Origin of the sequence: Streptomyces sp. MA5143a (assembly GCF_900290235.1) — a bacterium.
Taxonomy (GTDB): Bacteria; Actinomycetota; Actinomycetes; order Streptomycetales; family Streptomycetaceae; genus Streptomyces.
In genome coordinates, this window is sequence record NZ_OLMK01000072.1 from 131422 (window position 1) to 152824 (window position 21403).

The following is a 21403-nucleotide window of genomic DNA, read 5'->3' on the forward strand; positions in this document are numbered from 1 at the left end:
CAGTTCACCCGCCGGACGGCGGCACGGACCCCGTCCCCAGGAGGTCAAGAGTTGAGTCACAAACGAGCCACCAAGCGTAAGGCGTTCATTGCCGCAGGCGGTGTGGCGGCGCTCGGGGCCGCGGCCCTCATCCTGCCGAACGCGATGGCGTCCCAGACGGAGTCGAACCAGGCCGCCCCGAAGACGTTCGCCGCGAGTGACGCCTCCGTTCTCGCCGCCCAGCTCCAGAAGACACTTGGTGAGGCGTTCGCAGGCGCGTACTACGACTCGGGCGACAAGCGGCTCGTCGTCAACGTCGACGGCCAGCGGATCGAGGGCGCCGGCAACGTGCTCGCCCAGGCCGAGAAGGCCGGTGCGGAGATCCGTGAGGTCGACAACAGTTGGTCCGAGCTCAAGGCCGGCGCCGCCACGCTGAAGAAGCAGGCGACCGTCCCTGGCACCGCCTGGGCGATCGACCCCCGCACCAACAAGATCCAGGTCACCGCCGACTCCACGGTCACCGGTGAGAACTGGGACACCGTGGAGTCCACGGTGAAGTCCCTCGGCGCCGGCATGGCGACGGTCAAGAAGTCCGCCGGCACCTTCAAGCCCTTCCTGGAAGGCGGCGACGCCATCTTCGGCGGCGGCGCGCGCTGCTCGGCCGGCTTCAACGTCACCAACGCCGACGGGACGCCGGGCTTCCTGACGGCCGGTCACTGCGGTGTCGTCGAGCCCGAGTGGTCGGAGCAGGAGGGTGGCGCGCCGATCGGCACGGTCGACGCGGAGACCGCCACCTTCCCCGGCGTCGGTGACTTCGCCCTGGTCAAGTACAACGACCCCGCCACGCAGGCGGCCAGCACCGTCGACCTCGGCAACGGCCAGACGGTGAACATCAACGCCGCGGGCGAGGCCACCGTCGGCCTCCAGGTCTTCCGCATGGGCAGCACCACCGGTCTCGCCGACGGCCAGGTCACCGGCCTCGACGCGACGGTGAACTACCCCGAGGGCACCGTCACCGGCCTCATCCAGACCAACGTCTGCGCCGAGCCCGGCGACAGCGGCGGCTCGCTGTTCACCCGGGACGGCCAGGCCATCGGTCTGACCTCCGGTGGCAGCGGTGACTGCACCGTGGGCGGCGAGACGTTCTTCCAGCCCGTCACCACCGCCCTCGCGGCGGTCGGCGCCACCATAGGCGAGGGCGGCGCGGGCGCCGGCCAGGAGGCCGACGGCGGTGCCGGTGACGCCGCGGGCGCCGGCGAGGAAGCGGCCGGCGGCGCGGGTGCGGGCGAGCAGGCCGACGGTGGCGCGGGCGCCGGTCAGGAAGAGGGCGCCGCCGCGGCGGGCGCGGGTGAGCAGGCGGCCGGCGGCGCCGGCGCGGGCGACAAGGGCGACGCGGGCGCCGTGGCCGGTGCCGGTGACGCCGGTGCGGGCCAGGAGCAGCAGCAGGGTGCCGATGACCAGGGCGTCGACCAGCAGGGCAACGACGGTCGCTGACCGCGCACCGGTGACGGCGTGGACGACGATTCCGTGATCAGCGGCCACTGACGACGGACCGTCGCCCCCACGATCCGCCCGCGGGCCACACCACACCACACCGGCCCGCGCGTGGAACGGTCCGGCCCTCCGAGGGGAGGGCCGGACCGCTGCCGTGTCCGCGGCCGGTGCCCGGTCAGACCGGCTGCCACAGCTCGATGCGATTGCCCTCGGGATCGGTGACCCAGCCGAACCGGCCGACCCCGTCCATCTCCTGCGTCTCCTCGGCCACGTCGGCGCCCGCGGCCCGCAACCGGGCGAGCACCGCGTCCAGATCGCGCACCCGGAAGTTGAGCATGGTCCGCTGGTCACCGGGCCCGAAGTAGTCGGTCCCGGACTCGAACGCCGCGAACACCGTCGGCCCGGCCTCCTGACGCCACAGCCCCGTCGCGTCGATGTCCAGGCCCAGGCAGTCGCGGTACCAGGCAGTCAGGCCCGCCGGGTCGGCGGCCTTGACGAAGTACCCGCCGATTCCTCGCACATGGTCCATGCCGCCATCCTTCCCGTGGCCCGTGGCCCGTGGCCCGTGGCCCGTGGCCCGTGCCCGCGCGTGCCGTCTCATCCGGTGGCGACCGCCCGCAGCAGCAGCAACGCCACGTCGTCCGACCGTTCCTCCGCCGTCCCCGTCTCCCGGACGAGCCCGTCGGCGAGTGCTTCCAGCGGACGGTTCCCGGTCGTGGCGAGCCGCTCCCCGAGATCGGCCAGCGCGTCCTCGATGTCGACGCCCGGCGACTCGATGAGTCCGTCGGTGTAGAGGGCGAGCACGGAACCCTCCGAGAGCGCGACCTCGGTCGTCGGATACGTGGCGGACGCGTCGATGCCGAGGAGCGGCCCGCCCGCGAGGTCCAGCACCTTCACCCGCCCGTCCGGTCGGCGCAGCAGCGGCGGCGGATGACCGGCCCGTGCCATGACGGCCGTGCCGTGCGCCGGGTCGAGACGCAGATACAGACAACTGGCGAACAGATCGCTCCCGAGGTCGATCAGCAGCCGGTTGGTGCTGCTCATCACGTCCTCCGGTGCCTGCCCCACGGTCGTGTACGCGCGGACCGCCGTACGGATCTGCCCCATCAGCCCCGCCGCCGTCACGTTGTGCCCCTGCACGTCGCCGATCACCGCCGACGCCCGGCCGTGCGAGAGCACCAGGTCGAAGAAGTCGCCGCCGATGTCCATGCCCCGGGTCGCCGGCAGATAGCGGGAGGCCGCGTCGATACCGGGGATCGACGGCAGCGAGTGCGGCAGCAGCGCGGCCTGCAGACCGTGCGCCAGCTGATGCTTGGCGTCGTACAGCAGCGCGCGCTGCAACGCCTGGGCGATCAGCCCGCTGAGGCTGGTCAGCACCGCGCGCTCCTCCGCCGGGAAGGGATGCGGATCGGCGTACCCGAGCACACAGGTGCCCACCGGCTGTCCCTGGGCGATCAGCGGCAGATACGCCCAGGCGCCCATCCCGTCCGGGGTCGTCTGGCGTACCGGATACAGATGCTCCAGCTGCTGTCGGCTCTCGAAGAAGGCGGGCACCCCGGCGGTCAGGGCGCGGGCGCCGGGGGTCTGCGAGCTGAGCGGCATGCCGTCGAACCGTTCGACGAGGTGCGGGTCCGTGTACCCGTGGTGGCCCAGCACATGGAGCCTTCCCGCCCGTGAGCCGAGCATCACCAGCGCCTGGGAGCCGACGGCCGGGACGATCTCGTTCGCGACCAGCTCCACCACGTCCTGCACCCCCACCGCCTCGGTGAGGGCGCTCGCCATGGCCAGCACATGGTCGATGGTCACCAGCCGGCCCGGCCCGTCGTCGTCGCCCTCCTGCCGTGCGGCGCTCCTCGGTGAGGCGACCGAGCGGGCCCGGGAGATCCGGACGCTCAGCCCGTTCGTCCCCGGGTACAGCCGGAAGGACAGCCACTCGCCCGGCGGCTTCAACGCCATGAACGACGTGACGTGCTGACTCATCAGCGCGGCCCGGTAGCGGTCCTCGTGCGCGGGGTCGTTCAGCCACGGCACGGACGCCCACAGCTGCATGCCCAGCAGCGCGCTCACCGGGATGCCGAGCAGTTCGGCGGTGGCCGCGTTGGCGAAGGTGATCCGCCCGTGCAGATCGAGCGAGCACATCCCGTACGGCAGCCGCGCCACCATCCGGGCCGCCTCCACCGTGCCGAGCGTCCCGGCCACCGTGGTCGTCGACGGCGCCGAGAGGTCCGGCTCCGGCAGCACCGGCCTGCCCTCCTCCTCCGCGCGCCGCAGCCGTATCGCGAGCCGGTCGCAGGCCGAGGTGAGCTTGTCCCGCTCGCGTTCGCTGAGCTCCGGGGGGTGCGAGCCCGGCCAGGTCAGGAAGACGGCGCCGTAGGTGGTGTCACGGGTCGCCACCGGCAGCGCGGCCATCGCGAACGGATAGGGCAGGACGACGGCGATCCGGGGATAGCGGCGCGCCATCTGCTCCTCGCCGTTGACCCACACCAGCCGTCGCTCCCGCACGGCCTCCGAGACCGGGGCCGGGGCGCTCAGACTCACCCGCTCCCACGGCGCGGCGAAGGACCGCGGCAGCCCCGCCATCACCGCCATCTCCAGGACGGGCGCGTCATGGGCCAGCAGGTACACCGCACCGGAGTGGGCCTGGACGTCGTCCATCATCGCGGCCAGCGCCAGGGACAGCAGGGGGTGGCCCATGCGTGCCGTCTCGACCGTCGTCCGCGCACCGGACGCCGGGACGTCGGACATGCCGACCACCTCCTCGCACGGTCGCGCCACGCCCCCGCGTCAAGGCTCCCTCTTGACGGCCCGACACGCACGGCGAGCACCCTCCGGAGGCCGAGCCCCCGTACCCCGACTCGCCACGGACATTCCCCCCGGATGGATGCGCGGCCTTGCGCACGGGCGCCGTGCGTGCGCCCCCGCGCATCCCGTTGGCTGGTTCTTCGCGAACCGTGCGCGGTCACAGACGCCAACAATGGGCACGCGCTGAGACGAGGAAGCGGCCGTGGCCGGGGGAGGCGGAGGGCGATAGTGATCCGGGTACTGCTCGTGCACGACGAATGTCTGGTCCGGTCGGTACTGGCGGAGTGGCTCCGCCGGGAGACCGATCTGCTGGTGTACGACGCGCCCTGGCGCACCGCGCCGGGGCGCGCGCGGTCCCTGCGGCCGGACGTCTGCGCGGCGGACCTGGACTGCGCCGACGCGGTGGGCATCCCGCCGCTCGGCGATCTGAGCGGCGGCGCGGGCGGCGCCGCCGCGGGGCTCGTGGTGCTCGCCCAGGCAAGCCGCCCCGGTCTGCTGAAGCGCGCGGCGGAGGCCGGGGCCCTCGGCTATGTGGACAAGGAGGGCGCACCGGAGCGGCTGGTGGCCGCGATCCGCCAGGTCGCCGGGGGGAAACGTTTCGTCGATGACTCGCTCGGCTTCGGCTTCCTCAAGGCCGCGCAGATGCCGCTGACCAGACGGGAGCTGAGCGTGTTATCCCTGGCTGCCGAGGGCGCCTCCGTCGCGGAGATCGCCGGCAGCCTTCATCTGTCCCACGGGACCGTGCGCAACTACATGGCCGCGATCACCCGCAAGACGGGCGCGCGCAACAGGATCGACGCCATCCGGATCTCCCAGGGCGAGGGCTGGCTCTGACGACGGGACCGGGGTGGTGGGGGAGGACGGGACCGGGGTGGTGGGGGACCAGGTGCCCATCAGGTCCCGGTAGAGCGGGGAGCGGGACATCAGGTCGTCGTGCGTGCCGAACGCGACGCGGCGGCCGTCCATGACCAGCACACGGTCCGCGCGGCGGGCCGAACCGACACGGTGGGCGACGACCACGAGGGTCGTGCCCGGCCGCCGTGCGAAGGCCCGCTCCGCGCGCTCCTCCGCCTCCGGGTCCAGATGACAGGTCGCCTCGTCGAGGATCACGACCGGCGCGTTCGACAGATGGGCCCGGGCCAGCGCGATCAGCTGCCGCTCGCCGGCGGACAGCGCGCCGGGGTCGATCTCGGCCCCCGGCCCGCCCAGGCGTTCCATCAGCTCCGTCAGCCCCACGGCCTCCGCGGCGGCCCACAGCTCCTCCTGGGGCACGGGTTTCGGCCGCAGCTCGCCGAGATTTTCCGCGAGGGATCCCCTGAAGACGTACGTCTCCTGCGGAATGAGCACCCGGTGTGCGCGGGATGTGGCGCCGGGCACCCGGTGTCCGCACAAGTGGACGGAGCCGTGCCGGGGGAGCAGGAGGCCCGCGACGATCCCGGCGAGCGTGGACTTCCCGATGCCGCTGGGGCCCACGACGGCGAGGTGGGTGCCCCGGGGCAGCCGGAGGTCGAGGCCCTCGATCACGGGCGCGGCGGCGGGGCCGTAGGCGAAGGTCACGCAGGAGAGGGTGAGGGCGTCGGGCGGGGGTGGGGGGAGTGGGGGGTTGGCCGGGGGCGTTCCGGGGGCCGGGGGGCGGGCCACCGAGACCGGGGCAGGCCCCGGTTCCTGCCGGGGCGCGCGCGACGGCTCGTCCGCCGGGGCCAGTCGGCGCAGGACCACCGCGAGGCGGGAGCCGCTCGTGCCCAGGCCGTGGACCAGGTTCTGCAGGGCCGGGAGGAGCGACTGGGTGACGTAGGCGAGCGCGCCGATGAGGGCGCCCGCGGTGACCCCGCGCGCCAGCAGCCAGGGGGCGGCCGCCAGCAGCAGCACGACGGGGAGCTGGCCGCCGACCGCCAGGGACGCGACCCGCAGCACCCCCCAGCGGGCGAGGGACCGCGCCGCCCGGTACTCGGCGTCGACGCGCCGCCCCGTGTCGTCGGCGACCGACTCCTCCGCACCGGCCGCCGTGATGTCCCGCAACCCCGGGCACACGGCGCCCAGGCCGGTGGCGAGGGCCTCGTCGGCCACGAGGAACGCCTCCTGCCTGCGGGCCAGGGGGCGCAGCGACGCGAGGAAGAGGGCCACGCCCACCACCAGCGGGGGGACGACGACCAGCAGCAGCGGGGGAGCGAGCGAGAACAGCCCGATGAGCGCGCCGGCGGCCGTGAACACGAAGGAGCGGGACACCATCACCAGGCCGGCGAAGGTGTCCCGGGCGATCTCCACCTGCTGGGTCAGCCCGGACAGAGCGCCGTCGTCGGCCTCCCGCACACCTCGCTCGACGACGCCGCGCACGAGCCGGTCCCGCAACGGCTCCACCAGCGCCGCGACGCACCCGTACACCCGGCCGGTCCCGAACGCCCCGACGACCACGGCCGCGGCCCCGGCACCGAGCCACCCCAGCCCTACGCCCGCCCGTCCCGCCAGGAACCCGTCGTCCAGGGCCCGGGCGAGCGCGTACCCCATGAGGAACGTCTGCGCCGCCTCCAACAGCGACCACGCCACGAGCCGCACGACGACGCCGACCCGCCGCCGCAGAAAGCGGACACCGCGACGCGCGAGACCGGGGTGAGGGGGGTGGGGCGGAGACGGTGGCTGGGTGGGGCCGCGGTGAGAGAGGTGGGGTGGGGATGATGGCTGGGTCTCGCCGGCCGACGGGTGAGGCTCCGCGGGCTCCTCGCCCGACGCCGGGCCGGTCGCCGATGCCGGGCAGTCCGGCTGCCTGTCGGCCCGTCGCCTCCGCATCAGCTCCCTCCCCCCGCTGGGAAGGGCGGCTCGCAAACGCGGCTCGACGCGTTCCCCTCCCCGGCACGCCCGGCGTTCCGTACGCCCCTGACTCCGCCGCCCGCCCCCACCGAGCCCTCGTCCCCCGCCCCGAACAGCTCCCGGTAGCCCGGCAGGCGCCAGAGCTCCTTGTGTGTTCCTGTCGCTCGCACTCGCCCCCCGTCGAGCCAGACCACGCGGTCCGCGTCGGCGGCTGTCGTGGGGCGGTGGGTGATGAGGAGGCGGGTGCGGGCCGGGGTGCTGTGGAGGAGGGCGGCGGTGACGTGGTGCTCGGTGATCGTGTCGAGGCTGGAGAGGGCGTCGTCGAGGACGAGGAGGCGGGGCGTGCGGGCGAAGGCGCGGGCGAGGCCGAGGCGTTGGGCCTCGCCGCCCGACATGGGGGCCTCCGCACAGCGGGTGGCGTAGCCGTGAGGGAGGCGGTCGATGAAGACGTCGGCGCGGGCGGCCCCGGCAGCCCGGCGCACCCGGCCGGGGGACGGGCGGGAGACGCCGAGGGCGATGGTGTCCTCGATCGAGTCGCCGAGCAGGGCGGGCCGTTCGAACGCGTGGGTGATCGCTGCGCGCAGCTCCCGGCGGTCCAGCGCGCGCAGGGGCACCCCGTCCAGCCGTACCTCTCCCTCGTCCGGGTCGACCAGACGTCCGGCGACGGCGGCGAGCAGCGACTTGCCCGCGCCGGAGCGACCGACCACGGCGAGCGTGGTCCCGGCCGGTACCACGAGGTCCACCCCGTCCAGGACGGCGCGCGCCCCCCGGCGGACGGTCACCCCGCGCAGCTCCAGCCGCCCGCACCCGGACGGCGGCAGTCGGCGTTCCCCGTACCCGAGCGGAGGCTCGGCCAGCACCTCGTCGAGGCGGCGGGCCGCCGCCCGGGAGCGGACCAGCCCGGAGAGCTGTCCGACGAGGACACCGACGCCCGCCGCCAGCACGGCGTAGCGGGACGCGGCCAGCAGCTCGCCCACCGACACCTGCCGCCGGGCGAGCAGCGCACCGGCCGTCGCCAGCACCCCGATCTGGAGCAGCGGGGCCACGGCGGCCGCCTGCGCGGCGGCGCGCCCCTGGACCCGCCACATGCGGTGGCCCTCGCGGGAGAGTTCCGGCAGCGGGCGCAGGACGCGGGCCACGGTCCGGTCGGCCGTTCCGGCCGCCGCGATCGTGCGCGCACCGGCGACGGCCTCGGCCAGCCCGCCGGCGATACGGCCCTGGAGCTCCTGGTAGCGGGTCACACAGGCCGTGGAGTCACGGGCGAGGCAGCGCAGCAGCAGTGCGAGAACGGGCGCCCCGACCAGGAACACCCCCGCCAGCCACGGGTCGATCAGCGCGAGCGCCACCACGGCGCCCACCGGCCCGGCGAGCGCGGCGAGCAGCGCGGCCACGGTGGCGGGGGCCGTCCCCGCCTGCGCGGCGTTCCCGACCAGCCGTGCCACCAGGTCGCCGGGCCCGGACCGGGCGACGGCCCGCGGGCCCACCGCCAGCACGTGCCCCGTCAGACGCCGGCGCAGCCAGGCCGTGGCCCGCGCGCTCGTCGTCCCGCCGACGACGGTCTCCACCGCGTCCAGCACGGCGAGGAGCAGCATCAGCGCGGCGCACCACAGCACCCAGCGGGTCGCCGCCGGGTCGGCCGTCAGCAGGAGGTCCAGGGCGCGCCCCAGGGCGACCGGCAGCACCAGGTTCGCCCCGGTGGTGGCCAAGGCCACCAGGGCGAGGGCGGCGCAGCGGCGCGCGGAGTACCGCACCGTCGCGGACAGCAGGGCGTCGGACGCGGGCGACGCGGGCGACGTGCCCGACGCACGCGCCGTGGCGGGGTCGGTGGACGTGGCGGCCGGACCGTGACCACCCTGTTCGGCGTGACCACCGGGCTCGGTGAGGGTCGTCATACCCGTCCTGACGTGGGGACCGAGAGAACTGCCGGCAAACTGCCGAGGCCGGCGCTCCGTCCGGGTGAGGAGGCGCCGTACGGGGCCGGACATGCGCAGGGCCCGGACGGCCCCTCCCCGGACTGGGGAGGAGGCCGTCCGGAGCCGTGGCGCGACCCCGCCGTCGCGGATGCGACCGCGGTGCCGCGCCGATGCGACGGAAGACCGTCCGGGGCTGTCGCCCCGCCGGGTCAGAGGCAGAGACTGATGCTGGCCGCGCTCACACACGACAGCACGCTCAGGGAGCTGGGCCCGCCGGTGCCCGTGGTCTCGTCGGCTTCCATCGTCTGCAGGTCGAGGAGTGCCATGTCGATTCCTTTCGGTTGGGTTCCCCCGAAGGGGACTTGGGGACGGGGGTGGTGCGTCACGACTCCGTCAGGCACGGAGCCGCGTCTCAGGGCCGCCGTGGCGGCGGAAGGAACGGCAGGTGGGGCCGGGCGTCGTCGGCGAGCGCCGCGCCGAGGGCCAGCAGGCACCCCGCCGTTCCGGTACCGAGGTCCATGGAGAGCCGCATCAGGTGACTGCCGGGGAAGGCGAGTTGCCCCTGGTACGGCATGGCGTGCCAGCCGAGTGCGTCGATCTGCTCCCTGAGCAGGTCACGGGGCGCGCCCGTCCGCGCGAGATGGAGGATCATCCCGGCCCGGCCGTCGAACAGACCGGGCTGCACGTAGAAGCGGTAGGTGGCGGCGGCGAGCACACCCGCACGGGCCCGCTCGAACTCTCCGCCGGCGCCGGGCCCGGCGGGGAGCCCCCTCGCCGCCAGGTAGTCGTCGAGGACCATGCCGACGCCCGCCCCGCCGTCGCCGAGGTACGGCAGCGTCCGCCAGCCCTCGTCGACGGCCAGGCCGCCGTTCTTCTGCTCGACGAGGCACTCCAGGTCGAGTCGCAGGGCGTCGCCCGCCGCGTCGAGGAGCGCCCGGTCGCCCGTCGCCTCGTACCGGCGCAGCAGGAGGAGCGCGGGACCGCTCGCGCCGCGCAGCAGGCCGGCGCGTCGGCGGGGTGGCGCGGGGCGGGGTTCGGCGAGGCGCCGCACGAGGAGCGCCGCGATCTCGTCGGCCCGTGCGTCCAGCTCCGTCTCGCCGGTGGCCCGTGCCAGGTGCCCGAGGACCAGTCCGAGTCCGGACAGGCCGCCGCGCAGGTCGGAGGAGAGCTTGTGCCACTTCTCGGACAGGACCTGCTCGACGAGGTCGAGGGCCCGCCCCCGGTGACCGAGCAGGTCCAGGACGTACGCCACCCCGGCGAGCCCGTCGTACAGGCCGAGCGGAGTACCGAGGGGCACCGGGTCGGTGCGGTCGAGCAGCCAGCGCTCGCCCTCCTCGTACCGCTCGGCCCCCGTAGCGGACAGCGCGTACAGCACGCCGGCGGCGCCGTGGGCGAGGCCGAGACCGCCGCCGTCCGAGAACTGGGCGACGTCACCGGGGAAGAGCCGGTCGTCCCGCTCCGGTGTGGCCGACGCCAGGATCGCCTTGACCATCGAGTCCCGGCTGTACGGCCAGTCCACGGGCGCGGCGAGCGACGCGAACGGCGAGGCCCCGGCGGGGACGACGGAGGCGCCGCCACCCACGGGACCAGGCCCCCGTACGATCTCGGCGACCGCCTCGTCCAGGAACCGTCGCGGCACGGCCGGGAACTGTCCCGCGATCACCTCGGCCAGATGCGCGGCCTTCGCCCGGTCGATCACGAGGAGCGAGGTGACCGGCAGGAACAGCGCGAGGCGCAGACAGGCGAGGGCGTAGCGGTCGACGTCGGGGCCCGTGCGGTCCGGGGGCGCCAGGAAGCCGGGGTGGGCGACGATCTGGCGGCCGTTCTCCTCGGCGGGGGCCGCCGCCTCGAAGTCCAGCAGGGACACCGACCGCTCGTCCGGCGCGATCATGATGTTGAAGACGTGCAGGTCGTTGAAGACGATCCCGCGCGCGTGCACCGCCGTGACCGCCTCCTCGACGGCCCGGTGGACGCGTAACGCCCAGTCGGTGTAGGCGGCCACCGCGTCCGGGTCGGGATCGGGGGCCAGCAGCGGGTGCCGTTCGGCGACGTACGAGTTGAGCGGGCGGCCCTCGACGAAGTCCATGACGAGGAAGCGGTGGTCACCGAGGGTGAACCAGTCGAGGACCTCGGGTACGACGCCCAGCCCCGACAGCCGCTCCAGCGCGGCCCTCTCCCGCTCCAGCCGGGTCACCGCGTCGGCCCCGTCGGCGGCCAGCCCGGCGTGCGGGCGCCCCTCCTTGAGAACGACCTTGCGCCCGTCACGGGTGTCGGTGCCGACGTAGACCCCGCCGCCGTTGGAGAAGTGCAGGGCCTTCTCGATGCGGTAGGGCAGATCACCGACCGTGGTGGTGTTCCGCGCCGCCAGCTGCGGTGCGAGGAACGCGGGCAGCGTCACCCACTCGGGTACATGGAAGGTCGGCTTCCGCTGGTCCGGCACCAGGGTGCCCGAACCGTCACGGACCGCCGGCACGAGCGAGCCGCGCTCGTCGACGACGAAGGACCGGGCGAACGCGCCGTAGCGGACGTAGAGGGGACCTTCGTTCCAGCGCAGGTCGGTGAGGATGTACGGGCCGTCGAGGCCCTCCAGGAGGGCGCCCAGTTCCCGCAGGACGAGATGCAGCTGCTCCTCGTCGGCCGGGTAGAGCGTCACGAACTTGCCGCTGGTGTCGCGGCCCGCGTACTTGGCGTTGCGCAGATGCAGCAGATGCGGGCCGGGCACGAACTTGAACGGGATCAGCCGGGGCACGCAGTAGTCCCACACGGTCGCCGCGATCCGCTCCGCGTTCGCCCGGGTGGCGGAGGCGTGCACCTTCCAGCCCTGGGTGGGCGCGGGTCGCGGACGGCCGGCTCCGTCGACGGGCGTCAGGGTCAGCCAGTCGCCCATCCGGGCGGCCCGCCAGCCCTCGGGCACCGCCCGGCGGGCCGTCTCGTACTCGGGCGCGGTCGTGTCGGCGCGCTCACCGGCCGAGAGCCGGTCCGGTGTCTCGTAGAAGTGTCTGTCGGCGAGCGCGTACGCCTCGTACCGCTTGTCCATGCGTGTCCCCCCGGGTCGTGAGCCGTGTCCCTGGGCCGTGTGCCGTCGAGCCTTCCAGCCGGGCGGGGCGGCCCGACAGTCACGGCTGTCACCAGAAAGCCGTCACGCGTGTCACGCGATCACTGTGCGGAACGCATGCGTAAAGACTTGTTCGGGGCGTTTCGATCCCCGCTGTGCGCGATGTGTGTCCCGGCCTCCCCGGAACGGCCACAGGGGCTGCGCGCACGTGCCGGAAGCGCTGTAATTACGGACGTGGTCAGTGAGGGCGCGGCGGGACACGGAACGAGGAAGCCGCGTGCCGAACTTGCCCTCGCGGCCCTCGCCGACGACCTCGACCCACGCGACCGCCTCCACGCCATCCTCGAACAGGTGCTCGTCTTCACGGAGGCGACGCTCGCCGCCGTCTACACCCCGGACGACGAGGGCGAACGGCTCTCCCTGACCGCGTCGGCCGGCGTCCCCACGAACCTGTACGGGCTGCTCGACAGCTATCCCACGTCCGGTGCCACCTCCCTCGCCGAGGCGGTCCGTACGGGCCGGCCGGTGTGGCGCGGCTCCGCCGACCTCGTCCAGGACGCGGACGCCCGCCGATCGGTCGTGGGTGAGTTCTCGGTGGGGGTGCTGCCGCTGGACGAACGGGGCTGTCTGCTCGCCGTGAGCGACGACCTGGACGGTTTCGCCGCCGAGGACCGGCGGTGCCTCGACCTGTTCGCGGAGGCGGTCGCCCGGGCCGCCCCGGCCCCGCCGCTCGGACCGGGCGCCTCCTTCGACCTGGCCATGGACACCGGGCAGGTCGAGGTCGACGACCAGCTGCTGGAGCTGTTCGGGATCGGCCCCGACGACTTCGAGGGCCGGATCGAGACCCTGCTCGCGATGACCGTGCCCGAGGACCTGCCCGCCGTGATGTCCGTCGTCGAGGCCGACCACATGTCCATCGGCGACCGGGAGCTGGAGTTCCGCATCCTGCAGCCCTCCGGCGAACAGAAGTGGCTCAGGCTGCGCGGCCGGCTGCTGCCCGGCGGCGAGGACCGCCCGGCCCGCCTCGTCGGCACCGTCGCCGACGCCTCCACCCTGCGCACCGGCCGCGGCGACGTGGCCCGCGTCCAGCGCCTCGCCGCCGCCCTCGCCACCGCCGGCACCGTCCGGGACGTCAGCCAGGCCGTCGTCGCCGCTCTGCGCAAGCCCCTCCAGGCGGACCGGATCGCCCTCGCCGAACTGGAGGGCGAACGCCTCGTCGTCACCGTGCTCGACCCGCCCCAGCCCGAGGCGTGGCCCGAGGTCTGGCGCACCGAATGGCGCTCCGAATGGCCCGACGCGCCGGTACGCACCATGCCGACCCTCGCCACGGCGCTCCGCGAGGGCCGCGCCGCGATCTGGCCCGCCGACGCCGATCTGGAGCCCGCCCTCGCCGAGGTCGGACCGGGCGGCCTCGCCGTCTTCCCGCTGTCGGCCGGCGGCCGGATGGCCGGAGCCTGCCTGATCGGCTGGGACAGCCCCCACGACTTCGGTCCCGAGGAGCGGGCCCTGCTCACCGCCGCCGCGGGCCTGGCGGGTCAGGCCCTGATGCGCGCCCACGCCTTCGACGCCGAACACGAACTCGTCGGCATGCTCCAGCGCACCCTCCTCCCGCGTCGCCTGCCGGAGCTGCCCGGCGCGGTCGCCGTCGCCCGCTATCTGCCCACCACCGCCGGGCTGGAGGTCGGCGGCGACTGGTACGACGTGATCCCCCTGCCCGACAACCACGTGGCGTTCGTCATCGGCGACGTCCAGGGCCACAACGCGGGCGCCGCCACCCTCATGGGCCAGATGCGCACCGCCCTGCGCGCGTACGCCGTCGAGGGGCACCCCCCGGACGTCGTCGTCGCGCACGCCAACCGCCTCCTCGTCGACATGGAGACCGACCTCTTCGCCACCTGCTGCTACGTCGACGTCGACATGGAGGAGGGCCTGGCCTGGTACGTCCGCGCCGGCCACATCCCGCCCGTGCTGCGCCATCCGGACGGCACCGCCGAGATCACCGAGTCCGAGGGCGGACCCCCGCTCGGCGTCCTGCGGCAGGCCGACTTCCCGATGGCCTCGCTGCGCCTGGCCCCCGGCGCCCTCCTCGCGCTGACCACGGACGGCCTCGTAGAGTCCGCGGACCTCGACGTGGAGGACGGACTCGACCAGCTCGCCTCCGGCCTGTCCGCCGCCGACCCCGCCCACCTCGGCGTCGTCGCCGACACCCTGCTCGGCGGCGCCAACCGCGACGACGACGTGGCCCTGCTCCTGGTCCGCTACGACGGCATGGCCCTGCGTCCGCGCCGCGAGAACTGGACGGTGTGGCGGTTGCCCCAGGCGGTCGGCCAGGCCCGCCGCTACACCCGGCGCGTCCTGCGGGCCTGGGGCATCCGGGACGAGGCGGACGCCGTCCTCCTCGTGGTCTCCGAGCTCGTCACCAACGCCCTCGTGCACACCGACGGCCGGGTCCGCCTCGACCTCACCCTCCTCCAGGACCGGCTGCGGATCGCCGTCGCCGACAACTCGCCGCGCACCCCCATCAAACCGGCCAACATCGGCTGGCAGGCCACCGGCGGCCGCGGGATCCTCCTCGTCGAGGCCATGTCGGCGGCGTGGGGCACCCTCCCGGTGAGCGGCGGCAAGCAGGTGTGGGCGGAGATCCCCATCGGCTGACACCCTGGTGGTGTGCGCCTGCTCCTGATGTCCGACACCCACCTGCCCCGACGCGCCAGGGCGCTGCCCGAGCGACTCCTCGCCGACCTCCCGCACGCCGACGTGGTCGTCCACGCCGGCGACTGGGTCGACGAGGCCACCCTCGACCTCCTCGAACAGCGCTCCCGCCGCCTCATCGGGGTGTACGGCAACAACGACGGCCCCGCCCTGCGCGCCCGCCTCCCCGAGGTGGCCCACGCCGACCTCGACGGGCTGCGTCTCGCCGTGGTCCACGAGACGGGCCCGGCGAAGGGCCGCGAACGCCGCTGCGCCGACCGCTTCCCCGACACCGACGTCCTCGTCTTCGGCCACAGCCACATCCCCTGGGACACCACCACCGACACCGGCCTGAGGCTGCTCAACCCCGGCTCCCCGACGGACCGCCGCCGCCAGCCGCACTGCACGTACATGACGGCGACCGCGAGGGAAGGCGAGCTGAGGGACGTACGCCTGCACCGGCTGCCGCCCCGCACCTGACCGTCACCGGAGCCCGTCGCGGTCGCCGCACGGCGTTCACGGGCCGGACGGTCAGGGCTGTCACGGGGCCGGCGGATGGATCACCCCGGACCTCGCGGTCAGCGGCACCCCGCTGCCGCCCCATCTGAGCGCGACGATCTCGGCCGCGACGGACACCGCCACCTCCTCGGGCGTACGGGCGCCCAGGTCGAGGCCGACGGGGGAGCGCAGCCGGGCCAGCTCGGCGTCGTCCAGACCGGCCTCCCGCAGCCGCCGCATCCGGTCGTCGTGCGTACGTCGGCTGCCCATCGCCCCGATGTACGCGGCCGGACGGCGCAGCGCCACCTCCAGCAGCGGCACGTCGAACTTCGGGTCGTGGGTCAGGACGCAGACGACCGTGCGCCCGTCGGTGGGCGTCCCGCGCAGAAAGCGGTGCGGCCACTCGACGACCACCTCGACGGGGTCCGGGAACCGCCGCGGCGTCGCGAAGACGGGCCGGGCGTCGCACACCGTCACCCGATAGCCCAGGAAGACGCCGATACGGGCGACCGCGGCCGCGTAGTCGATCGCGCCGAACACCAGCATGCGCGGCGGCGGCGCGAACGAGTGCAGGAAGACGGTGACGGCGTCCTCGCGCCGCTCGCCGCGCGGCCCGTAGTGCCGCTCCACCGTGGCGCCCAGGGCCAGCTCCCCGCGCGCGTCGGCGGCGACCGCCGCGTCCAGCCCGGCCGCGCCGAGGGAGCCGGACACCGCCTCCGGCCGGACCGCGAGGGTGGCGCCGCGCGGCGCGGGGCCGTCGACGACGGTCGCCAGGGTCACCGGCCGGCCGGCGGCCACGGCCCGGACGACCTCCCCCAGCGCGGGGTCCTGTGCCGGTGTCACCCGCCGCACCAGCACATCGATCTCCCCGCCGCAGGTCAGCCCCACCGCGAACGCGTCCTCGTCGCTGTACCCGAACGTCTCCAGCCGCGCCTGCCCGGACGCCACCACCTCCTGGGCCAGCTCGAACACCGCGCCCTCCACACAGCCGCCGGACACACTGCCCACGACCTCACCGCCGGGGCCGACCGCCAGGGCGGCTCCCGGTTCGCGGGGCGCGCTCCGGGTCACCGTGACGACGGTCGCGAGCCCGAACGGGGCGCCCGCCGCGTACCACTCGCCGACCGCCGGGAGGACCTCACGCATGGCCGCTCCTCTCACCACCCCCGCGGTTCCAGCCTCCGACAGTTCCGCCCCCGCCGCCCCTCCGGCCCGGAAGCCGCGCACCGCCGGGCCCCGGGGAAGCGCCCCACGGGTCCCAGGAGCCGCGGACGGGCCGTTTCGGACCCGGCCCGCCAGGGGACCCGGCAGCCATGGTGCACATCGGATACACGATGATGACCGAGCAGGCCGGTCCCCGTGAGCTCGTCGACCATGTCGTCCGGGCCGAGGACGCGGGCTTCGACTTCTCGGTCACCTCCGACCATTACTTCCCGTGGCTGCGCTCGCAGGGCCACTCGCCGTACGCGTGGAGCGTCCTCGGCGCGGCGGCGCAGGCCACCTCCCGCATCCCCCTGATGACCTATGTGACGTGCCCGTCGTTCCGCTACCACCCGGCGGTGGTGGCGCAGAAGGCGGCGACGATGCAGCTGCTGTCCGAGGGACGGTTCCGGCTCGGGCTCGGCTCGGGCGAGAACCTCAACGAGCATGTCGTGGGCGGCGGCTGGCCCTCCGTCGACGTACGGCACGAGATGCTGGAGGAGGCCGTGGAGATCATCCGGGCGCTCTTCGAGGGCGGCCATGTGACCCACCACGGCTCCCACTTCGACGTGGAGTCAGCCCGGCTGTGGGACCTGCCGGACGAACCGCCGCCCCTCGGCATCGCCGTCTCCGGCGAGCAGTCCTGCGCCCTCGCGGGCCGGCTCGCCGACCTCGTCATCGCGACGGAACCGGACGGCGAACTGCTGCGGGCCTTCGACCGGCACGGCGGCGAGGGCAAGGCACGCGTGGGGCAGTTGCCGATCTGCTACGACCCCGACCGCGACACGGCCGTCCGGCGCGCCCACGACCAGTTCCGCTGGTTCGGCAGCGGCTGGAAGGTCAACTCCGAGCTGCCGCACCCCGATTCGTTCGCCTCGGCCACCCGGTTCGTCCGGCCCGAGGACGTCGCGGAGTCCATCCCGTGCGGCGACGACCCGGACGCCTTCGTCGAGGCCGTACGCCCGTACGCGGAGGCCGGGTTCACCGAGATCGCGCTGGTGCAGATCGGCGGCGAGTCCCAACCCGCCTATCTGGACTGGTCGGAGAAGACCCTGCTGCCCGCACTGCGCGCGGCGTTCGGCTGACACCGGACGGGCGTGCGCCGCGGGTGCCCGCCCGTCCGTCCCTTGCCGTCGAGTGCACTCCAACTCCTAGGCTGACGCTCCCGACCCACCCCACCCGCGACGGAGCAACGGCATGCGCTATCGAGTCCTCGGCAAGACCGGCATCGAGGTCAGCACCCACTGCCTCGGCACGATGATGTTCGGCGCCGTCGGCAACCCCGACCACGAGGACGGAGCGCGCATCATCCGCGCCGCGCTCGACGCGGGCGTCAACTTCGTGGACACCGCCGACATGTACTCGGCCGGGGAGAGCGAGGAGATCGTCGGCAAGGCACTCAAGGGCGTGCGCGACGACATCGTGGTCGCCACCAAGGTGCACTTCCCGCTGGGCGAGGGACGCAACCGCAGCGGCAACTCGCGCCGCTGGATCGTCCGGGCCGTCGAGGACAGCCTGCGGCGGCTGGACACCGACTGGATCGACCTCTACCAGGTGCACCGCCCGGACCACACCACCGACATCGAGGAGACGCTGTCCGTCCTCACCGACCTGGTGCGGGCGGGCAAGATCCGGGCGTTCGGCTGCTCCACGTTCCCCGCGGAGGACCTTGTCGAGGCGCACCACGTGGCGGAGCGGCGCGGGCTGATGCGGCTGCGCACGGAGCAGCCGCCGTACTCGATCCTCGCGCGCGGCATCGAACGGGCCGTGCTGCCCACCGCGGAGCGCCTGGGCATGGGGGTGCTGACCTGGTCGCCGCTCGCCTCGGGCTTCCTGTCCGGCGCCTATCGCGAGGGACGACCGGTCGACCTCACCGCCGGCCGGCCCAGGCTCACCCCGCACCGCTTCGACCCGGCGCTCCCTGGCAACGCCGAGAAGTACGCGGCCGTAGAGCGCCTCGCCGCTCTCGCCGAGGAGATGGGCCGCACGCTGCCGGAACTGGCCGTCGCCTTCCCGCTGGTGCACCCGGCCGTCACGTCGGTGATCATCGGCCCGCGCACGATGGACCAGCTCACCTCGCTGCTCAAGGGGGCGGACCTGGTGCTCGACGACGAGGTGCTGGACCGGATCGACGAGATCGTGGCACCGGGCACGGACCTCTACCGCGCCGACGGCGTCTGGCAGCCCCGCCCCCTCACCGAGCCGACCCTGCGCAGGCGCCCGACGGGGGAGCGGGCGGCCACGGACTGACCCTCGCCGAGGGCGGTGACGGCCGCGCGGGCCAGGGCCCTTCGCGACCTCCCGGGGGCCGCCTCGCCGGTCGGGGGCGCCGACGCCTTGGTCGACGACATCGGCGCAGCGCCTCAGCAGATGTCGATGTTCGTGAAGTCGTACACCGCCTCGTTCGGGACGACCTCGGTGATCCGGCCGTTCGCCTCGATGTTGGCGCGATAGTTGGGCCCCCAGAAACGGACCACGGCTCCGCCGGTCTGGTTGTTGCGAACAGCCAGCGCGTCGATGAAGTTCGAGAGCGAACGCGTTTCGCACCTGAACAGGTGGAAGATGCTGTGATTGCCGTCGCCCTGACCAACCGACACGCAGGCGATTCCAGATGCCTCGGAGCACGCACGCAGCGCAAAGTTCCGTTGGGCACTCGTCACATCCCGTAGCCATACCCGCTCGCCCGGGTACAGCGGGTAGATCTCCGGTGTCCATGCGGCCCTTCCGGCCGCAGCGTTCGGCGCTGCCTGTGCTGGTGCCTGCGCCGCCAGCGGAAGGGCCAATGCGGCGATCATCGTCACGACCATGGCGGCCGCCCGCTTTCTGAAACTTCTCACGCTCACTTGATCTCCTCTGTGCCTGTGTCTCGGCCTCAGTGTGGTCCGCGCACCGAGAAGCAGGCCAAGCCTTTCGGTCAGCGCCGAAAGGCCGTGGCCACAGCCCCGTTCGCAGAACGGCGACGGCGAAGAATCGCCGTTGCAGGTGAACTGTCTTGCGAAAACGGGTACTTACTCGTGCGTCAGGTGCTATTGACGGCCCGGCTGTCCATTGGGACGGTAGGGACATGTCGAATGTGGCGGACATGTCAAGATTGCGCACACGTCTGCTCGGTGTCCTGGTACTCGTCACCGGCTTCCTGACCACGGCGGGCCCCACCCAGCCCGCCTCCGCTCTCACTGACGAACTCTGGTTCGACTCCCAGGCCGCGGCGACCCTCACGGTCGACGGCGGCAGGTTCAAGGACGGCCTCGGCCGCGAGGTCGTCCTGCGCGGCTACAACGTCTCCGGCGAGACGAAGCTCAAGGAGAACAACGGTCTGCCCTTCGCCTCGGTCGCCGACGCCAGGAAATCGGCGACCGCGCTCCGGGCGCTCGGCGGCGGCAACTCCGTCCGCTTCCTGCTGTCCTGGGCGTACGCCGAGCCCGTGCGCGGCCAGGTCGACACCGCCTATCTCTCGGCGGCCACCGCCCAGATGGGCGCCTTCCTCGACGCCGGGATCCGGGTGTACCCGGACTTCCACCAGGACCTCTACTCCCGGTGGCTGTTCGACTCCGACAGCTGGTACACCGGCGACGGCGCCCCCAAGTGGGCCGTCGACCTCGGGAACTATCCCGACGAATACTGCGGCATCTGCCCGTTCTGGGGGCAGAACATCACCTCGAACGCCGCCGTCACGAAGTCGACGTACGACTTCTGGCACAACACGTACGGCGTCCAGGACTCCTTCCTGGCCACCGCCCAGAAGACCATGGCGTACATCAAGCAGAACCTCTCGGCCGGCCAGTTCCAGGGTGTCGTCGGCTTCGACCCGTGGAACGAGCCGCATCCCGGCGTCCTCGACTCGGGCCAGACGAGCAGGGCCTGGGAGAAGGACGTGATGTGGCCGTTCTACGTCAAGTTCCGCGCGCGGATGGACGCGGCGGGCTGGCAGTCCAAGCCCGCCTTCGTCGAGCCGAACCTCTTCTGGAACGCCAACATCGACTTCCAGAAGCAGGAGGGCGGACTGCTCGACGCGGGCACCATCGGCCCCCGCTACGTCTTCAACACCCACTTCTACGACCAGAAGGCGATCTCCGGCGTCTTCATGTGGGGCAAGGCGGAGAACGGTCAGTACTCCACCAACTTCGGGACCATCCGTGACCGGGCCGCCGCCGGCGGCACGACCGCGATCGTCAGCGAGTTCGGGCACCCGCTCGCCGGGTCGGTCTCCGACAAGGCGCCCACGGTCTACAAGGCGATGTACCAGGCGCTCGACTCCCGTGTGAAGGGCGGGAGTTGGTGGTCGGACCCGGCCGCCTCCGGCCCGGTCCTGTCCGGTTCGCAGTGGCAGTGGGATATCTACCACGGGCGCCACCACGAGCTGATGAACGACAACCCCGACAAGGTGCAGACCGAGGGCGACGCCTGGAACGGCGAGGACCTCTCCGCCGTACGCCTCGACGACTCCGGTACGGCCGTGCTCCGCCAGGACGCCCGGCTCCTCGACCGGGTCTACCCGAGCGCCACGGCGGGCAGCGCCCTCGCCTTCACCTACGAGGACCGCTCCCGCGACGGCTCCACCACGCTGACCTGGAACCCGGTGCCCAGCACCCTGCCGAACGTCTCCTCGCTCGTCGGGTCCGGGCAGTACGCCCTGCTGGTGTGGCGCTCCGACGGCAGCACCGAGCCGACGGAACTGCACCTGCCGGCGTCCTTCCCCACCGCGTCCACGACCGTGGTGTCCGACCTCGGGGTGACGTCCTCGCCGCCGGCGTACACCACGTCCACTCCGGTCGCGGCGGCCAGGGAACCCGGCGGCACCGGCAGCCGACGGCTGCTGCTCACCGCCCCCGACTCGGGCAAGCTGCACTACGCCCTTGTCACCAACGGGGCGACAGCCCCGTCCGCGACGCGGTTGGACGCGGCGCGCACGGAGCTGTCGGGGTGGCTGGCCTCGAAGTTCGACTAGAAGGCTGATGAAGATCTT

General features: G+C 73.6%; 14 protein-coding genes and 1 pseudogene. 7 read left to right on the forward strand and 8 right to left on the reverse strand.

Annotated features, from left to right (window positions below; translation table 11 throughout):
* Window positions 1–51: 51 nt before the first annotated feature.
* Complete coding sequence (locus SMA5143A_RS29090; protein WP_258193791.1) at window positions 52–1473, forward strand: S1 family peptidase; 1422 nt, start codon at window positions 52–54, stop codon at window positions 1471–1473.
* 175 nt (window positions 1474–1648) lie between these two features.
* Here SMA5143A_RS29090 and SMA5143A_RS29095 read toward each other — a convergent pair whose 3' ends face one another.
* Both SMA5143A_RS29095 and SMA5143A_RS29100 read right to left on the reverse strand, forming a co-directional pair.
* Complete coding sequence (locus SMA5143A_RS29095; RefSeq protein ID WP_107465782.1) at window positions 1649–2002, reverse strand: VOC family protein; 354 nt, start codon at window positions 2000–2002, stop codon at window positions 1649–1651.
* Window positions 2003–2070: 68 nt separating this feature from the next.
* Window positions 2071–4218: a SpoIIE family protein phosphatase gene (locus SMA5143A_RS29100; protein ID WP_107465783.1), complete on the reverse strand. Its 2148-nt coding sequence runs from the start codon at window positions 4216–4218 to the stop codon at window positions 2071–2073.
* A gap of 132 nt (window positions 4219–4350) precedes the next feature.
* On the opposite strand from SMA5143A_RS29100, the pseudogene SMA5143A_RS43155 reads away from it, so the two are divergent.
* Window positions 4351–5025 (forward strand): annotated as a pseudogene (locus SMA5143A_RS43155) (LuxR C-terminal-related transcriptional regulator); the annotation flags it as partial.
* On the opposite strand, the gene SMA5143A_RS44620 reads toward SMA5143A_RS43155, so the two are convergent.
* From SMA5143A_RS44620 to lanKC, 4 genes are all read right to left on the reverse strand, one after another.
* Window positions 4948–6819, reverse strand: a complete 1872-nt coding sequence (locus SMA5143A_RS44620; RefSeq protein ID WP_308812051.1) for an ABC transporter ATP-binding protein — start codon at window positions 6817–6819, stop codon at window positions 4948–4950. The pseudogene SMA5143A_RS43155 and the gene SMA5143A_RS44620 overlap by 78 nt on opposite strands.
* A gap of 239 nt (window positions 6820–7058) precedes the next feature.
* Window positions 7059–8972, reverse strand: coding sequence for an ABC transporter ATP-binding protein (locus SMA5143A_RS29110; protein WP_107465785.1), 1914 nt, complete (start codon window positions 8970–8972; stop codon window positions 7059–7061).
* Between the two features lie 230 nt (window positions 8973–9202).
* Entirely contained in the window at window positions 9203–9319 is a 117-nt protein-coding gene (locus SMA5143A_RS29115; protein WP_055716533.1) for a SapB/AmfS family lanthipeptide, read from the reverse strand.
* 86 nt (window positions 9320–9405) lie between these two features.
* Window positions 9406–12030 carry a class III lanthionine synthetase LanKC gene (gene lanKC / locus SMA5143A_RS29120; RefSeq protein WP_107465787.1) on the reverse strand — a complete coding sequence of 875 codons (2625 nt, stop codon included), beginning with the start codon at window positions 12028–12030 and terminating at the stop codon, window positions 9406–9408.
* A gap of 252 nt (window positions 12031–12282) precedes the next feature.
* Between lanKC and SMA5143A_RS29125 the strand changes: the two genes are divergently transcribed.
* Both SMA5143A_RS29125 and SMA5143A_RS29130 read left to right on the forward strand, forming a co-directional pair.
* Window positions 12283–14703 (forward strand): SpoIIE family protein phosphatase, encoded by a 2421-nt coding sequence (locus tag SMA5143A_RS29125; RefSeq protein ID WP_107465788.1) that lies wholly within the window; start codon window positions 12283–12285, stop codon window positions 14701–14703.
* 12 nt (window positions 14704–14715) lie between these two features.
* A complete protein-coding gene (locus tag SMA5143A_RS29130; protein ID WP_107465789.1) occupies window positions 14716–15219 on the forward strand; it encodes a metallophosphoesterase family protein in 504 nt (167 codons plus the stop codon).
* Window positions 15220–15279: 60 nt separating this feature from the next.
* On the opposite strand, the gene SMA5143A_RS29135 is transcribed toward SMA5143A_RS29130, so the two are convergent.
* Window positions 15280–16383 carry an XdhC family protein gene (locus SMA5143A_RS29135; protein WP_107465790.1) on the reverse strand — a complete coding sequence of 368 codons (1104 nt, stop codon included), beginning with the start codon at window positions 16381–16383 and terminating at the stop codon, window positions 15280–15282.
* A 167-nt stretch (window positions 16384–16550) separates the two neighbouring features.
* On the opposite strand from SMA5143A_RS29135, the gene SMA5143A_RS29140 reads away from it, so the two are divergent.
* Window positions 16551–17522, forward strand: a complete 972-nt coding sequence (locus SMA5143A_RS29140) for an LLM class F420-dependent oxidoreductase (protein ID WP_107465791.1) — start codon at window positions 16551–16553, stop codon at window positions 17520–17522.
* Between the two features lie 112 nt (window positions 17523–17634).
* Window positions 17635–18687, forward strand: a complete 1053-nt coding sequence (locus tag SMA5143A_RS29145) for an aldo/keto reductase (protein WP_107465792.1) — start codon at window positions 17635–17637, stop codon at window positions 18685–18687.
* 113 nt (window positions 18688–18800) lie between these two features.
* On the opposite strand, the gene SMA5143A_RS42660 is transcribed toward SMA5143A_RS29145, so the two are convergent.
* Window positions 18801–19274 (reverse strand): hypothetical protein, encoded by a 474-nt coding sequence (locus SMA5143A_RS42660; RefSeq protein ID WP_181362057.1) that lies wholly within the window; start codon window positions 19272–19274, stop codon window positions 18801–18803.
* Between the two features lie 245 nt (window positions 19275–19519).
* On the opposite strand from SMA5143A_RS42660, the gene SMA5143A_RS29155 reads away from it, so the two are divergent.
* Complete coding sequence (locus SMA5143A_RS29155) at window positions 19520–21385, forward strand: cellulase family glycosylhydrolase (RefSeq protein ID WP_181362058.1); 1866 nt, start codon at window positions 19520–19522, stop codon at window positions 21383–21385.
* Window positions 21386–21403 lie beyond the last annotated feature (18 nt).

What these genes read in the sequence shown, in the direction of transcription:
- SMA5143A_RS29110 (WP_107465785.1), bottom strand. Translation starts at nt 8,972, where the DNA reads ATGACGACCCTCACCGAGCCCGGTGGTCACGCCGAACAGGGTGGTCAC.
- SMA5143A_RS29145 (WP_107465792.1), top strand. Translation starts at nt 17,635, where the DNA reads ATGCGCTATCGAGTCCTCGGCAAGACCGGCATCGAGGTCAGCACCCAC.
- lanKC (WP_107465787.1), bottom strand. Translation starts at nt 12,030, where the DNA reads ATGGACAAGCGGTACGAGGCGTACGCGCTCGCCGACAGACACTTCTAC.
- SMA5143A_RS29095 (WP_107465782.1), bottom strand. Translation starts at nt 2,002, where the DNA reads ATGGACCATGTGCGAGGAATCGGCGGGTACTTCGTCAAGGCCGCCGAC.
- SMA5143A_RS29155 (WP_181362058.1), top strand. Translation starts at nt 19,520, where the DNA reads ATGTCAAGATTGCGCACACGTCTGCTCGGTGTCCTGGTACTCGTCACC.
- SMA5143A_RS29140 (WP_107465791.1), top strand. Translation starts at nt 16,551, where the DNA reads ATGGTGCACATCGGATACACGATGATGACCGAGCAGGCCGGTCCCCGT.
- SMA5143A_RS29115 (WP_055716533.1), bottom strand. Translation starts at nt 9,319, where the DNA reads ATGGCACTCCTCGACCTGCAGACGATGGAAGCCGACGAGACCACGGGC.
- SMA5143A_RS29135 (WP_107465790.1), bottom strand. Translation starts at nt 16,383, where the DNA reads ATGCGTGAGGTCCTCCCGGCGGTCGGCGAGTGGTACGCGGCGGGCGCC.
- SMA5143A_RS29100 (WP_107465783.1), bottom strand. Translation starts at nt 4,218, where the DNA reads ATGTCCGACGTCCCGGCGTCCGGTGCGCGGACGACGGTCGAGACGGCA.